The sequence below is a fragment of the Neisseria sp. HMSC073G10 genome (assembly GCF_001812605.1).
Classification (GTDB): Bacteria; Pseudomonadota; Gammaproteobacteria; order Burkholderiales; family Neisseriaceae; genus Neisseria; species Neisseria subflava_A.
The window spans coordinates 36,801-49,413 of sequence record NZ_KV809540.1; the positions used below are offsets into that span (position 1 = coordinate 36,801).

The 12,613-nt window shown below is 51.7% G+C and carries 15 protein-coding genes; 6 read left to right on the forward strand and 9 right to left on the reverse strand.

The window, feature by feature from the left end; genetic code table 11:
* The first annotated feature begins 44 nt into the window (after nt 1-44).
* Both HMPREF2865_RS11175 and prmC read left to right on the forward strand, forming a co-directional pair.
* Nucleotides 45-506, forward strand: coding sequence for a hypothetical protein (locus tag HMPREF2865_RS11175; RefSeq protein ID WP_070460571.1), 462 nt, complete (start codon nt 45-47; stop codon nt 504-506).
* Entirely contained in the window at nt 496-1,308 is an 813-nt protein-coding gene (gene prmC, locus HMPREF2865_RS11180; RefSeq protein WP_070460570.1) for a peptide chain release factor N(5)-glutamine methyltransferase, read from the forward strand. The genes HMPREF2865_RS11175 and prmC overlap by 11 nt, the downstream gene beginning before the upstream one ends.
* A gap of 84 nt (nt 1,309-1,392) precedes the next feature.
* Here prmC and HMPREF2865_RS11185 read toward each other — a convergent pair whose 3' ends face one another.
* The 4 genes from HMPREF2865_RS11185 to HMPREF2865_RS11200 all read right to left on the reverse strand — a co-directional run bounded on the left by HMPREF2865_RS11185 (nt 1,393) and on the right by HMPREF2865_RS11200 (nt 5,296).
* On the reverse strand, nt 1,393-2,187 hold the full coding sequence (locus HMPREF2865_RS11185; protein WP_070460568.1) for a 3'-5' exonuclease: 795 nt from the start codon (nt 2,185-2,187) through the stop codon (nt 1,393-1,395).
* 760 nt (nt 2,188-2,947) lie between these two features.
* On the reverse strand, nt 2,948-3,832 hold the full coding sequence (locus tag HMPREF2865_RS11190) for a lipid A biosynthesis lauroyl acyltransferase (RefSeq protein ID WP_256388722.1): 885 nt from the start codon (nt 3,830-3,832) through the stop codon (nt 2,948-2,950).
* A 78-nt stretch (nt 3,833-3,910) separates the two neighbouring features.
* Complete coding sequence (gene ruvC / locus HMPREF2865_RS11195; protein WP_003684216.1) at nt 3,911-4,456, reverse strand: crossover junction endodeoxyribonuclease RuvC; 546 nt, start codon at nt 4,454-4,456, stop codon at nt 3,911-3,913.
* Nucleotides 4,457-4,465: 9 nt separating this feature from the next.
* Nucleotides 4,466-5,296 carry a carbon-nitrogen hydrolase family protein gene (locus tag HMPREF2865_RS11200; protein ID WP_070647243.1) on the reverse strand — a complete coding sequence of 277 codons (831 nt, stop codon included), beginning with the start codon at nt 5,294-5,296 and terminating at the stop codon, nt 4,466-4,468.
* Between the two features lie 94 nt (nt 5,297-5,390).
* Between HMPREF2865_RS11200 and HMPREF2865_RS11205 the strand changes: the two genes are divergently transcribed.
* From HMPREF2865_RS11205 to HMPREF2865_RS11220, 4 genes are all read left to right on the forward strand, one after another.
* Nucleotides 5,391-5,690, forward strand: coding sequence for a porin (locus tag HMPREF2865_RS11205; RefSeq protein ID WP_070647244.1), 300 nt, complete (start codon nt 5,391-5,393; stop codon nt 5,688-5,690).
* A gap of 301 nt (nt 5,691-5,991) precedes the next feature.
* Nucleotides 5,992-6,186 (forward strand): CsbD family protein, encoded by a 195-nt coding sequence (locus tag HMPREF2865_RS11210; protein ID WP_063068317.1) that lies wholly within the window; start codon nt 5,992-5,994, stop codon nt 6,184-6,186.
* Nucleotides 6,187-6,258: 72 nt separating this feature from the next.
* A complete protein-coding gene (locus HMPREF2865_RS11215; RefSeq protein ID WP_039862543.1) occupies nt 6,259-6,417 on the forward strand; it encodes a DUF1328 domain-containing protein in 159 nt (52 codons plus the stop codon).
* A 140-nt stretch (nt 6,418-6,557) separates the two neighbouring features.
* Nucleotides 6,558-7,850, forward strand: coding sequence for a valine--pyruvate transaminase (locus HMPREF2865_RS11220; RefSeq protein ID WP_070647245.1), 1,293 nt, complete (start codon nt 6,558-6,560; stop codon nt 7,848-7,850).
* 68 nt (nt 7,851-7,918) lie between these two features.
* Here the strand turns inward: HMPREF2865_RS11220 and HMPREF2865_RS11225 are convergent, their stop codons facing one another.
* The 5 genes from HMPREF2865_RS11225 to HMPREF2865_RS11245 form a co-directional block, all read right to left on the reverse strand.
* Nucleotides 7,919-8,677, reverse strand: coding sequence for an iron ABC transporter ATP-binding protein (locus HMPREF2865_RS11225; RefSeq protein WP_070647246.1), 759 nt, complete (start codon nt 8,675-8,677; stop codon nt 7,919-7,921).
* Nucleotides 8,678-8,757: 80 nt separating this feature from the next.
* Nucleotides 8,758-9,384: an FmdE family protein gene (locus HMPREF2865_RS11230; protein WP_070647247.1), complete on the reverse strand. Its 627-nt coding sequence runs from the start codon at nt 9,382-9,384 to the stop codon at nt 8,758-8,760.
* Nucleotides 9,385-9,472: 88 nt separating this feature from the next.
* A complete protein-coding gene (locus HMPREF2865_RS11235; protein WP_070647248.1) occupies nt 9,473-10,444 on the reverse strand; it encodes an iron chelate uptake ABC transporter family permease subunit in 972 nt (323 codons plus the stop codon).
* Nucleotides 10,434-11,402, reverse strand: a complete 969-nt coding sequence (locus HMPREF2865_RS11240; RefSeq protein WP_070647249.1) for an ABC transporter permease — start codon at nt 11,400-11,402, stop codon at nt 10,434-10,436. Before HMPREF2865_RS11240 ends, HMPREF2865_RS11235 begins: the two co-directional genes overlap by 11 nt.
* Before the next feature lie 230 nt (nt 11,403-11,632).
* The gene (locus tag HMPREF2865_RS11245; protein WP_070647250.1) at nt 11,633-12,595 is read right to left on the reverse strand and encodes a siderophore ABC transporter substrate-binding protein; all 963 of its coding nucleotides are present in this window, start codon (nt 12,593-12,595) and stop codon (nt 11,633-11,635) included.
* Nucleotides 12,596-12,613 lie beyond the last annotated feature (18 nt).

The following is a 12,613-nucleotide window of genomic DNA, read 5'->3' on the forward strand; positions in this document are numbered from 1 at the left end:
CCGTCTGAAAGGTTTCAGACGGCCTTTTACATTAGGATAAAACCATGCAGGAACAGAATCGGAAATCAAGTTTTCTCATAGTGATGTTGCTGGTGTCGGTTGCCCTGTGGATCGCGTCTTTGTCCAATGTTGCATTTTATTTGGGCAATCATGAAAGCATGAAGGGTTTGACCGTTTTGATTTTGGGGTCGATATTTGCTTCTTTGGACATCAGATATTGTGCGGCCTATGCTAATTATGTTTGGTTGGCGGCCATTGTTTTGTTGGCGTTGCGGAAGAAGGTCGTGCCTGTCCATGCGGCACTTTGGGGCTTGGCGCTGGTGGCTTTCAGTGTGAAAGCCGTACACGTTGATGAAGCAGGGAATACATCGGATATTGTGCGCTACGGTGCAGGATTTTATTTGTGGTATGCCGCATTTGCGGTTGCCACCATCGGCACGTTTGCCGGAAAGAATAAGGAAAGAAAAGCAACAATGCTGGCAGATGGGACGAAAAATGACGCTTGATGAATGGCTGCGCCAATCGGCGCTGCCCAAAAATGAAGCGCGGATGTTGTTGCAATATGCACTGGGTTACACGCGCGCGCAACTGGTTACACGCGGTACGGACGATTTGGCAGACTCTGCCCTGCAAACCTTGGAGGCTTTGGCTCAACGCCGTCTGAAAGGCGAGCCGATGGCCTATCTGTTGGGCGAACGCGAGTTTTACGGGAGACGTTTTGCCGTCAATCCCCATGTGCTGATTCCACGCCCTGAAACCGAGCATTTGGTGGAAGCCGTGCTCAAACGCTTGCCGCCGCAAGGCCGTGTGTGGGACTTGGGGACGGGCAGCGGCGCCATTGCCGTGACCGTCGCGCTTGAACGCGTTGATGCTGATGTTCGCGCATCCGACATCAGCGTTGGTGCTTTGGATACTGCCCGTCAAAATGCGGCCGAATTGGGCGCAAAAGTCGAGTTTGCGCAGGGTTCGTGGTTTGATACCGACAGGCCGTCTGAAGGCCGATACGATGTGATTGTTTCCAATCCGCCGTACATCGAGGACGGCGATGAACATTTGTCGCAAGGCGATTTGAGGTTTGAACCGCAAAATGCGTTGACCGACTTTTCAGACGGCCTCAGCCATATCCGCCACATTACCCAAGAAGCCCCCAAATACTTGAAAGCCAACGGCTGGCTGCTGTTTGAACACGGCTACGACCAAGGCGAAGCAGTGCGGAACATTATGCTTGAGAACGGTTTTGCCGAAGTGGCAACCGAACAGGATTTGGCTGGATTGGATAGGGTAACGCTGGGGCGTTTGCCTGCTTAATGGGCATGATTTGTCGAAATATAAAAAAGGGCGTGTCGATCACGCCCTTTTGGTTTTCTGGTTTGTCTGTTCAGACGGCCTGGTTTAACGCCAAGCAGCGACGAACTCCGCCCAATGTTGTTTTTCTTCGGCTTGTGCGGCCAGATAATGTTTGATGCGTTTAATTTCGACTTCGTATTCGTCGGCATCGAGCGCGCCGCTCATCATGCGAAAGCGCATGTACATCAGGTAGGTATTGGCGGCATCGGTTTCACAATAATCGCGGATGTCTTTCAGACGGCCTGCATGATAAGCGTCCCAAACTTTGCTGCCGTCCATACCCAGTTTGCCGGGGAAGCCGCAGAGTTTGGCCATATCGTCCAAAGGCACGCTGGCACGCGGTTGGTAGAGGGCGAGCAAATCCATCAGGTCGCAATGGCGGGTGTGGTAGCGGCTGATGTAGTTGTTCCACTTAAAGTCGCGGCTGTCGCCAAAATCGCCGTCGCCCATGTCCCAATAGCGGGCGGCGCTGATGCCGTGTATCAGGGCGCGGTAGTGGAGGACGGGCAGATCGAAACCGCCGCCGTTCCAGCTGACAAGTTGCGGCGTATAGTTTTCGATGACCTCGAAGAACTTGGCAATCATGACTTCTTCGCTGTCTTCGGGATCGCCGATGGTACTGACGCGGATTTTGTCTTGCCCCCAGCGCATACAGCAGGAGATGGCGACGACTTGGTGCAGATGGTGTTGCATAAAGTCGCTGCCGGTTTTGGCACGGCGTTGCTGCTGGGCAAACAGGACGACTTCGTTGTCGGGCAAATCGGCTGGCAAATCGTAAAGCTGGCGGATGCCGTGTACGTCGGGAATGGTTTCAATGTCGAAGGCGAGTATCGGAGTCATGGCGTGATCGGGTTGGATAAGGGATGATGTCATTGTGGCATGACGGCGCAGATAAAAAAAGAGGCAATCCCCCACAGGATTGCCCCAATACCTCAAATCAGAGATTTACGCTTCACAAACAATACAGGCTTTCACCTGCGGCTTTACAGATGCAGCTCAACTCTGCATCAGTAAACTTTCATTTCGGGCATTGCACCGAAATCCTCTAAAATACCGCAATTTCTTGCAATATCAGAAAACTGTTTACAAAAGTATCTAAAACCGGCGAGGCCGTTTGAACATTTTGTAATTTAATGTAGTGAAATTTACGCGAATTTTTACAGTTTGCCAAGTATTTTTTTCTGAAGACTTGTTTCGGTATAAATTTCAGATTTTGTCATATTTTTGCAATTATATTTCATAATTATTCAAAAGTTAGATATTTATTTTATTTTTTTAAATTATAATTTAATTTTATTTCATATTTTGGATGATTAAAATGTATTTTTTCAGATGAACTATTTTGTAACATATTGTTTTTAAAATAAATTAAATTTAATATATAAATGAAAAAGTGTATTAAACTGGACGTTTTTCGTTTGAGAAAAAATATAGGGTTGTTTGAAAGTTTCAATTGCACTGAAAAAATCTGTTTTTAAAGCGGAATATTATTTGATTGTTTGGATTCGAACATGAATTTTGGTTTGATTCAATTAAAATGAGAAAGCGGAGAAAGAAGGATTTTGCCGCTTTTGCATATTTAAATTGTAATTCGATGTAGTCAATAAAAGCTGCTTTCGCCTTCGGGACGGGTTTTGAAGCGTTTGTGCAGCCAGAAATATTGTTCGGGATGCTCGCGTACCCGCTCTTCGATGAAGTCGTTCATGCGCTGGGTGTCGGCTTCGACATCTTCGGTCGGGAAATTGTCCCAAGCCGGATAGAAGCGCAGGGTTACGGTATTGTCGGCTTCGCGCGTGGGGATGGCGGGAATGATTTTGGCTTTGGTCATGCCGGCGATACGGCTGAGGCCGGTAATCGTGGCCGTCTGAATGCCGAAGAAATTGACGAAAATGGAATCGTTGCGGCCGAAGTCTTGGTCGGGCAGATAAAGAAAGGGCGCATCGCTTTTGCGCAGGTGTTTGATGATGGCGCGCAGGCCTTCTGTGCGGCCGATCAGGAACACATTGTTGTAGCGATGGCGGCCTTTCAGGATTTGCTCGTCCAGGGCTTTGTTTTTTTGGTGCGAATACATGCTGGTCAGCGGCACATCCTGATTGAGCGTGTAAACCGCCATTTCAAATGCGGTAAAGTGCGGATAGAGGATGATGACTTTTTCGCCGGCGGCGAGGGCTTCATCGAGATGGTGTTTGTCTTGATAGCGTACCAACGAGCGCAGCTTGTCCGCAGGCGCGTACCAGTAGAGGCCGTATTCGAGCATCAGCTTGGCCATGTGTTGGAAATGGCGTTTGAGCAGGGCAGTGCGCTGGCTGTCGCTCAGCTCGGGAAAGCATTTTTTGAGGTTGACCTCGCCGACTTTGCGGCGCGGTTTGACCGCGTAATAAGCGAGAATGCCGATCGCGTCGGCAATCTTGTGCAACACGCAAAAAGGCAGCAGGCGGATGAGGTAGAGAAAAAGGAAGGCGGCTTTCATGAAGGCTCGCTGTATGTGGGCAAAGGGTTATTATAACCGAAAGGCCGTCTGAAAACGGGCTGGAACACTATTTCAGACGGCCTGAATGTCGGCTTACCATTGGAAACGGCCGCGCTTGACCTGTAGGCCGTCAGGGTTGAGTTGCGAAGCCAATCCGTGATTGCGCAGGGCGTGGGTAAGGGCGACGGCGAGTCCGTCGGCGGCATCGGCTTGAGGCGTGCCTGAAAGTGCAAGCATTTGGACCACCATATGCTGCACCTGCTCTTTGGCGGCCTTGCCCTTGCCGACCACAGCCTGCTTGACCTGAAGCGCGGTGTATTCAAATACGGGCAAATCGTGCATGACTAAAGCGGCAATCGCCGCACCGCGTGCCTGACCGAGCATCAAAGTCGCGGCCGGGTTGACGTTGACGAACACTTGCTCGATGGCCGCCTGATGAGGCTGATAGTGGCGGATGATTTCGTCGATATGGCGGACAATCACGGCGATGCGTTCGGAAAGCGACGCGCCGGTCGGCGTTTTGATACAGCCGGAAGCAACATAATGATGCTCGCGGCCGTGGACATCAATCACGCCGAAGCCGGTCACGCGGCTGCCGGGGTCGATGCCGAGAATGCGTGTGGGTTGGAACTGGGACATAGTGCGTGTTTAAAGTAATCGGTGTTTCAGGGCAGGCAGGTGCGTGCGCACGCTTTGCAGGCGCGCAGTATCCAAATCGGCACAAATCACGCCTTCGCCTTCCGGCAACGTCGCCAACACATCGCCCCAAGGGTCGATAATCATACTGTGGCCGAATGTGCGGCGGCCGCTTTCATGCAGTCCGCCTTGTGCCGATGCAATGACGTAGCATTGGTTTTCCACCGCACGGGTGCGTAGCAGCAATTCCCAATGCGCCTTGCCGGTCGTATAGGTAAACGCAGCCGGTAACAGCAAAACATCAAACGGCTGCTGGGCGCGGAAAAATTCAGGAAAGCGCAAATCGTAGCAGACGCCGGCCGCCAGCGGAACATCGTCCACGCTTAACTTCGGCACATCGCTTCCTGCCAGTATCGTATCGGCTTCAGCGTAGCGTTCGCCCAAACCGGAAAAGCCGAAAAGGTGCATTTTGTGGTAAAGCCCGATTCGATTGCCGTCGCGGTCATACACCAGCATTGTGTTCATCACCTTGCCAGCGTCTGGGCTTTGCAGCGGAACCGTACCGCCAAACAACACCACGCCGCATTCCCTTGCCGTTTCGCTTAAGGCCGTCTGAAAACGGGTGTGGCAGGTTTCGCCAACTCGTTCATCGTCCAAAGGCTCGGCAAATGCCAGCTTGTCCGTATCGTTTTTGCCCATCAGCGGCCAATATTCGGGCAGCAACACCCAATCCGCCCCTTGTTCGGCAGCCTCGCGGACAAAGCGCTTCATGGTGGCAATATTGGTTTCTGGGTCGGTGGACGACACCATTTGCACAGCGGCGGCGCGTAAAGAGCGCATCATCAAAACTCCTGTCAGATTTTGCAAGAATTGTAACTTGTTTACGCACAAGGCCGATACAATCGTCACACAATTCCTCTCCAAAAAAGGATAAACCATGAACTTAAAACTTCTCCTCACTGCCGCACTTTCCACCGCCTCACTTGCCGCACATGCCGACGTACAGCTTTACGGCAACATCAAAAGCGGCATCGAAACCTCGCAAACCCGTTTCGGCGGCCAAACATATAGCCGAACCGCCGTTGCCGATCAAGGCAGCCACATCGGCTTGCGCGGTTCGCATCCGATTGGTGGCGGAACGAATTTTATTTGGGAAGTCGAACAAGATACTCCGGTCGGCAAAAGCGGCTCCATCCGCCAAGACTGGCGCGAACGCCGCGAGAATTTTGGCCGTTAAAGGAAAGATTGGATAGTAAAGGCCGTCTGAAAGATTTTCAGACGGCCTGTTTTTTATAGTGAGGTCGATTGATTTAAAGAATACACTTAAAAGGCGGTAATCAATAATATCTTAATATTTTCAAAATTTAACAATTTTATATAACTTATTGATTATTTATGAAATTAATAAAATATTGGGTAGCTGATTAAAAAATCAGCATTGGCATTGCTTGCAAATTAAAAAATTATCAAGTAAGGTTAAATGCAAGCGGTTTTATCCGTGAGTTAAATATTAATCAATAAGATAGGATGGTATAACCATGAATGAAGATATTATCAAAGGAAAATGGGAGCAACTTAAAGGTAAAGCCAAAGAAAAATGGGGCGAGTTGACAAACGATGATTTAGAAATCATCGAAGGCAAGCGCGATCAGTTGGCTGGTAAGCTCCAAGAGCGTTACGGTCGCACTAAAGATGAAGCTGAAAAAGAAATTGATGATTGGTTGAACAGCTAAGACCGTTGAATTTCCCAATAAACGGTCGTGTCTCTCTCGACCGTTTTTATATTAAACCGAAAGGAAAAAATCATGCTTCATTATTCGATCGTTTTCTTTATCATCGCTATTATTGCAGCTGTATTAGGTTTCGGTGGTATTGCAGGTAGTGCGGCAGGCATAGCCAAAATTTTATTTGCCGGTTTCTTGATCTTGTCGGTGATATCATTGATTTTTGGCAGGAAGAAATAATACCTGTAGACCAATAAGGTTGTATCAAGCCACCATTCCGTCAAATAGGCTGTCTGAAAAATCAGGATAACTGGTTTTCAGACGGCCTTTGTTCTTATAATAGTGGTTTATTTTTTTACACACTCAGCAACGGAGTTTCCATGCAGTTTTCAGCATTCGGCGAAAAATTCACACAACACAGCGGTATTTTGCAGTTGATGGACGATTTGGGCGATGCGCTCAAAAGTGACAAGCCCGTCAATATGCTTGGCGGCGGCAATCCAGCGAAGATTGCTGAAGTCAATGCGGTGTTCGCCGATGTGTTTTCCAAGTTGGCGGCGGAACATGCTGTTGAGAATATCGGCAATTATTCCAATCCGCAGGGCGATGCGGCGCTGATTGCGGCTTTGACGGAGTTTCTTAACCGTGAATACGGCTGGAATCTGACGGCGGACAATATCGCGTTGACCAATGGTTCGCAAAACGCGTTTTTCTATTTGTTCAACCTGTTTGGCGGCAAATTCAATCTTTCAGACGGCCAAACGGCTGAAAAAGCGATTTTGTTGCCGCTTGCGCCTGAATATATCGGTTATGCGGACGTGCATGTCGAAGGGCAGCATTTTATTTCGGTGAAGCCGAAAATCGAAAATGTCGAACACGAAGGCGAAGCGGGCTTTTTCAAATACCGAGTGGACTTTGACGCGCTGGAGAGCCTGCCTGAATTGAAAGAGGGCAAAATCGGTGCGATTTGCTGTTCGCGTCCGACCAACCCGACCGGTAATGTGTTGACCGACGGCGAGATGGCGCGTTTGGACGCATTGGCGCAGGAACACGGGATTCCGCTGATTATCGACAACGCTTACGGAATGCCGTTCCCGAATATTATTTACAGCGATGTGACGCTCAACTGGCACGAAAACATTATCCTTTGCTTCAGTCTTTCTAAAATCGGCCTACCCGGCGTGCGTACCGGCATTATTATCGCCGCGCCGGAAGTGGTCAAAGCCGTCAGCAGTTTGAATGCGATTGTGAACCTGTCGCCTACGCGTTTCGGTGCGGCGATTGCGGCTCCGCTGTTGAACGACGGCCGTCTGAAACAGCTGGCCGACCAAGTGATTCAGCCGTTTTACCGTCAGCAGGCGCAAGCGGCGGTTTCCCTGCTCAAGCGTGAATTGGGCGCGTATCCGTTGAAAATCCACAAGCCTGAAGGTGCGATTTTCTTATGGCTTTGGTTTGAAAACCTGCCTGTTTCGTCGCAAACCTTGTACGAAATGCTCAAAGCCGAAGGCACGCTGATTATTCCGGGCGAGCATTTCTTCGTCGGCATCGATACGCAAGACTATCCGCACGCGCACGAGTGTATCCGCATGAGCATTGCGCAGGACGCGGAAACGCTGGAAAAAGGCATTGCCGCGATCGGTCGCGTGGTGCGCGGTTTGTACGATAAAAAATAAACGCTTTGAATAGGCAAAGGCCGTCTGAAACCTGAGCAATCGGGTTTCAGACGGCCTTTTTGTCGGATTTAGATATGGTGGATAACCAGTTTTTTGCCTTCGTAATCGAGGACGTTGACGTCCATATCGAATAGGGTTTTGATGTTTTCGGCGGTGAAAATATCGTTGGGCTTGCCCTGCATGGCGACTTGGCCGTTTTTCATGGCGACGACGTAATCGGCGTAGGCGGCGGCCTGGTTGATGTCGTGCAGGACGACGACGGTGGTGCGTTTGTGTTCGTCGGTCAGTCGGCGCAGGATTTGCATGAGGGAGCGGGCATGATACATGTCGAGGTTGTTCAGCGGTTCGTCCAGCAAAACGTAGTCGGTGCGCTGGCAGAACACCATGGCAATCATGGCGCGTTGGCGTTGGCCGCCGGAAAGCTCGGTCAGGTAGCGGTCGGCGAAGTCTTGCAGGTGGAACTCGGCAAGCGCTTCTTCGACGATGGTTTTATCCGTTTCAGACGGCCTGCCTTGGTGGTAGGGATAGCGGCCGAACATGAGCAGGTCGCGCACGGTAATGCGGCTCATGATGCTGTTTTCTTGGGTGAGGATGGAGAGCGTGCGGGCGAGTTCGGCGGTGGGGGTGGTTTTGATGTCTTTGCCTGCGTAGCTGATGTTGCCGTATACCAAGGGCTGCAGGCGCGCCATAAAGGAGAGGAGTGTGGACTTGCCTGCGCCGTTCGGGCCGATCAGCGCGGTAATGCCGCCTTCGGGAATGTCGAGGCTGACGTCGTTGAGGATGGGGTTGCTGCCGATGGTGTGGCTGACGTTGCGGATGGTAATCATAGGCGGATCCAAGTGGAAATTTGAGTTTCAGACGGCCTTTCAGCGTGAGGCCGTCTGAATTTTATTCCTGTATGGTGTGGTTAGATTTCGCTGACGGTAACAAATTCGGGATTGTCGGCTTGGTCGATCAGGAAGGCGCGGACGCGTTCTTGCCAAAGCTCGCCGAATTGTTTGAGTTCGTCGGCACTTGCGCTGCCGCTGACGGCTTTGGGCATGATGTCGCGCATTTGCGGCGCAAAGGGTTGGAGCGCGGCATTGAGGCTGACGGCAACGGTTTTGCCGGTATCGCGGCGGCGGAGCGCGAGTGTGCCGTTGATTTCGCCTGTACCAAAGGACAAGAGGTGGCGGCGGGCAAAGCGTCCGGCTGGGCCTACGCCGCCAAAGCCGGTTTCGGGTGCCGCGCCGGTAAGGAGTTGGACGACGGAAGCGGTAACGCCGGTCGTGCCTTCGTCACGCTCGCCCTGCATAAAGGCTTCGATGTCGCCGCGTTGCGGCAGCTCTGCGCCGTAAAGGGCTTTCAGGCCTTTGACCACCATCAGGTAGGCACCGGCGACAGTCGGGCAGGAGTGGCCGCACAGGCGCACGGCATCGGCGTAGCGGTAAGTGAAGATGCCGTTTTCGGCTGCGCCGAGGAAGTCGGCCAATGCGTCTTGGACGGTAATGGTCGGGGCTTCATCGAAGAATGAAGGAAGGCGTTCTTGTGTCATGAGGGTTGTCCTTTATGGGTTTGCTTAGGCCGTCTGAAGGTTTCAGACGGCCTGAGTTTATTTTTGCGAACGTTTGGGCACGTTTAATTTATTTCTTTTTCAACACCAAATATAAAAATACCAATCCGCCTGCAAATTCGACGACCACGCTCAATACGGCCTGCATGCCGAGGAAGTGTTCGAAGATGGTTTGCCCGCCGACCAACAGGATGCCGCCGACACAAAAAGTCATGGGCAGGCGGACGGAATGTTTGACCGATGGAGAAAAATGGTTGGCCAGCGCGGCAACCAGCAGGCCGAAAAAGCTTACCGGGCCGACAACGGCGGTGGCGGTTGCAACCAGTGCGGCGATCCAGAGCAGCAGCCATAAGGTATTGCGCGTGTAGTTGATGCCCAAATTGATGGCCTGATTGCGGCCGAGCAGGTAAACATCGAGGCGGTGGCGTTCGCGCCAGATCACGGCGGCGCTGATGAGCAACACGATTGCGCCGATGCCCAACAATTCTGAATGGACAGTATTGAAGGTGGCAAACATATTCGCCTGCGCGGCGGTAAATTCTTCGGGATCAATCATGCGCGAAAGCAGCGATGACAGGCTGCGGAACAAAATCCCGAAAATCACGCCGATTAAAATCATGCGCGACAAATCGCGTCCGCCCTGTTTGATGAGCGTGTAGAACAGCAGCAGCGAGCCGCCCATCATGACGACCAGTTCAAAGCCGAATTTACCCGTCAACGGCAGGGAAGCATAGCCCACGCCGCCGAGCGTAAACACCAGCAATGTCTGCAAAAACACATACAGCGAATCGAAACCCAAAATCGAAGGGGTCAGAATTGGATTGTTGGTCAGCGTTTGGAAGAGTTGCGTGGATACGCCGACCGCATAGGCGACCATCAGCAGCGCGGTAAGCTTGGTCAGGCGCAGGTGCAAGACAAAGTCCCAATCGCCTTTGACGTTGAGCGTCATAAACAGGACGCAGGAAACCAGCAACAGTGCAAAGGCGACCCACAACGGACGGCTGCTTCCTGCCATAAAACCGATATTTTTTTCAGACGGCATGAGCAGGTTTCCTTAATAAAAGCCACAAAAACAAAGCCGTCCCCATTACGCCAAAAACCGTAGAGACCGGAATTTCAAACGGAAACACAATCACGCGTCCGACAATATCGCACAGCAACACCAAAGACGCGCCCAGCAAGGCCACCGCAGGCAGGCTTTGACGCAGTTTGTCGCCCATCAGGCGGCTGATGATGTTCGGCACGACCAAGCCGATAAACGGAATATTGCCGACCGTCACGACCACCAAAGACGTAATCAGCGCCACAATAATCAGCCCCGACCATAGAATCGCCGTCCGGTTCAGCCCCAAGTTCACGCTTACCGTTTCGCCCAAACCCAAAATCGTCAGCTGGTCGGCAATCAAATAGGCAAACAAAGCCAAAATCCCCGTTGCCCACAACAATTCATACCGCCCGAGCAACACGCCGGAAAAATCGCCCTGTTGCCACACGCCGAGCATTTGCAGCATTTCGTTTTCATACGCGATAAAGGTGGCCACCGCCTCAATCACACCGCCGAAAATAATCCCGACCAAAGGCACCATCAGTTGCGCGGTCGGCGGCAGGCGGCGGATCAGCAGCATAAAGATCAACATCCCGATCAGCGCGGCAACGGCGGCAACCGACATTTTTGCCAGCAGCGGCGCGGCCGGAAGCAGCAGGGTCATCAGAAGCAAACCCAGAGCCGCGCTTTGGCTTGCGCCCACCATCGACGGTTCGACAAAACGGTTGCGCATCAAAATCTGCATAATCATGCCGGCCACCGCCATCGACGCGCCCGTCAGCACAATCGCAAACGTGCGCGGCAGGCGGCTGATGAACATGACCTGTTGGCTGTCGGATAGCGAAAACAGGGCGGACCATTTGAATTCGGCCACGCCGACCGACAGGCTGACGGCAAACAATATCAGCAGCGCCACACCGTTGACCGCATTTAAAAATGAAGGTTTGTGAAACATAAAATGGTTCGGAAAAAATAAGGCCGTCTGAAAGAAGGGTTAAGGTATTTGGCAAAAAAGGCAGGTTTGCCCATCATAAAAACAGATGCAAACAGGCAAAAATTGTCCATTTGCACCATGTATTTTCAGACGGCCCAAATCCAATGACTTCAGGTCAAGCAGCTTGACCCTGTGTATCATCAAACCCTTCAGGCCGTCTGAAAGAAGCGGGCGGCTATGCCCGCGCCGAATTACTTGGTCGCATTAAACGCATCGCTGACCTGTTTGGAAGCGTTCAGCAATTCTTGTGCGCCGCCGGCCGCCAGATAGGTTTCCGGCACGAGGTACACGACTTGGCCTTTTTTCCAGGCGGTCGTTTCGGCAACCAGTGGATTGTTCAACACATCTTTCGCAGCCTGACCTTCTTCGCCGATGGCCGCGCCGCGGTCCAAAACAAACAGCCAATCAGGGTTTTTCTCTTTCAGGTATTCAAAGCTGATAGGCTGGCCGTGGCTGCCTTCTTTAATCGATTCATCAACAGCGGGAACGCCGATGTCTTTATGCAACCAACCGCCCAAACGTGAGGAAGGGCCGAAAGCTGACATCTTACCGCCGTTGACCAATACCACCAAACCCTTGCCTTTGCCTTGCGCAGAAGTTTTCGCCGCTTCAAACGAAGCATCGATTTCCGCTTTCAGCTTGTCCGCTTCGGCCTGTTTGCCGAAGATTTGACCCAGTGCGTCGATGCGCTCTTTTGAGCTTTCTTTCAGATTGGCGGTTTCGGCGGTCATCTCGATGGTCGGTGCGATCTCGTTCAACTTGTCAAACGCTTTGGCTGCACGGCTGCCGATGATGATGAGCTGCGGTTTGTAAGCGTTGAGTGCTTCGTAGTCAGGCTCAAACTGCGTGCCGGCAGGTTTCGTGGTTTTGAAATATTCGTCCAAGTAGGGCAGGCGGTTTTTGTCGACGGACAAACCGGTTTTCACGCCCAGTTTGTTTAAAGTATCGAGCATGCCCAAATCGTAAACGGCGATACGCTCCGGATTTTGCGGCACTGTTGCCTCACCGCGCGTGGTTTTCACCGTCAGGCTTGCGCCTTCGGTTTGGGCGGCAGAAGCGGAAGCAGTTTGTGCCTGATTGGAAGCAGAATCTTTTGGTGAACACGCACCCAAAGCGAGGGTGCAGCATACGGCTAAAGCGGTCAAACGTAACATAGAGTTTCTCCGTAGTCG

What these genes read in the sequence shown, in the direction of transcription:
- HMPREF2865_RS11175 (WP_070460571.1), top strand. Translation starts at nt 45, where the DNA reads ATGCAGGAACAGAATCGGAAATCAAGTTTTCTCATAGTGATGTTGCTG.
- prmC (WP_070460570.1), top strand. Translation starts at nt 496, where the DNA reads ATGACGCTTGATGAATGGCTGCGCCAATCGGCGCTGCCCAAAAATGAA.
- HMPREF2865_RS11185 (WP_070460568.1), bottom strand. Translation starts at nt 2,187, where the DNA reads ATGACTCCGATACTCGCCTTCGACATTGAAACCATTCCCGACGTACAC.
- ruvC (WP_003684216.1), bottom strand. Translation starts at nt 4,456, where the DNA reads ATGTCCCAGTTCCAACCCACACGCATTCTCGGCATCGACCCCGGCAGC.
- HMPREF2865_RS11200 (WP_070647243.1), bottom strand. Translation starts at nt 5,296, where the DNA reads ATGATGCGCTCTTTACGCGCCGCCGCTGTGCAAATGGTGTCGTCCACC.
- HMPREF2865_RS11205 (WP_070647244.1), top strand. Translation starts at nt 5,391, where the DNA reads ATGAACTTAAAACTTCTCCTCACTGCCGCACTTTCCACCGCCTCACTT.
- HMPREF2865_RS11210 (WP_063068317.1), top strand. Translation starts at nt 5,992, where the DNA reads ATGAATGAAGATATTATCAAAGGAAAATGGGAGCAACTTAAAGGTAAA.
- HMPREF2865_RS11215 (WP_039862543.1), top strand. Translation starts at nt 6,259, where the DNA reads ATGCTTCATTATTCGATCGTTTTCTTTATCATCGCTATTATTGCAGCT.
- HMPREF2865_RS11220 (WP_070647245.1), top strand. Translation starts at nt 6,558, where the DNA reads ATGCAGTTTTCAGCATTCGGCGAAAAATTCACACAACACAGCGGTATT.
- HMPREF2865_RS11225 (WP_070647246.1), bottom strand. Translation starts at nt 8,677, where the DNA reads ATGATTACCATCCGCAACGTCAGCCACACCATCGGCAGCAACCCCATC.
- HMPREF2865_RS11230 (WP_070647247.1), bottom strand. Translation starts at nt 9,384, where the DNA reads ATGACACAAGAACGCCTTCCTTCATTCTTCGATGAAGCCCCGACCATT.
- HMPREF2865_RS11235 (WP_070647248.1), bottom strand. Translation starts at nt 10,444, where the DNA reads ATGCCGTCTGAAAAAAATATCGGTTTTATGGCAGGAAGCAGCCGTCCG.
- HMPREF2865_RS11240 (WP_070647249.1), bottom strand. Translation starts at nt 11,402, where the DNA reads ATGTTTCACAAACCTTCATTTTTAAATGCGGTCAACGGTGTGGCGCTG.
- HMPREF2865_RS11245 (WP_070647250.1), bottom strand. Translation starts at nt 12,595, where the DNA reads ATGTTACGTTTGACCGCTTTAGCCGTATGCTGCACCCTCGCTTTGGGT.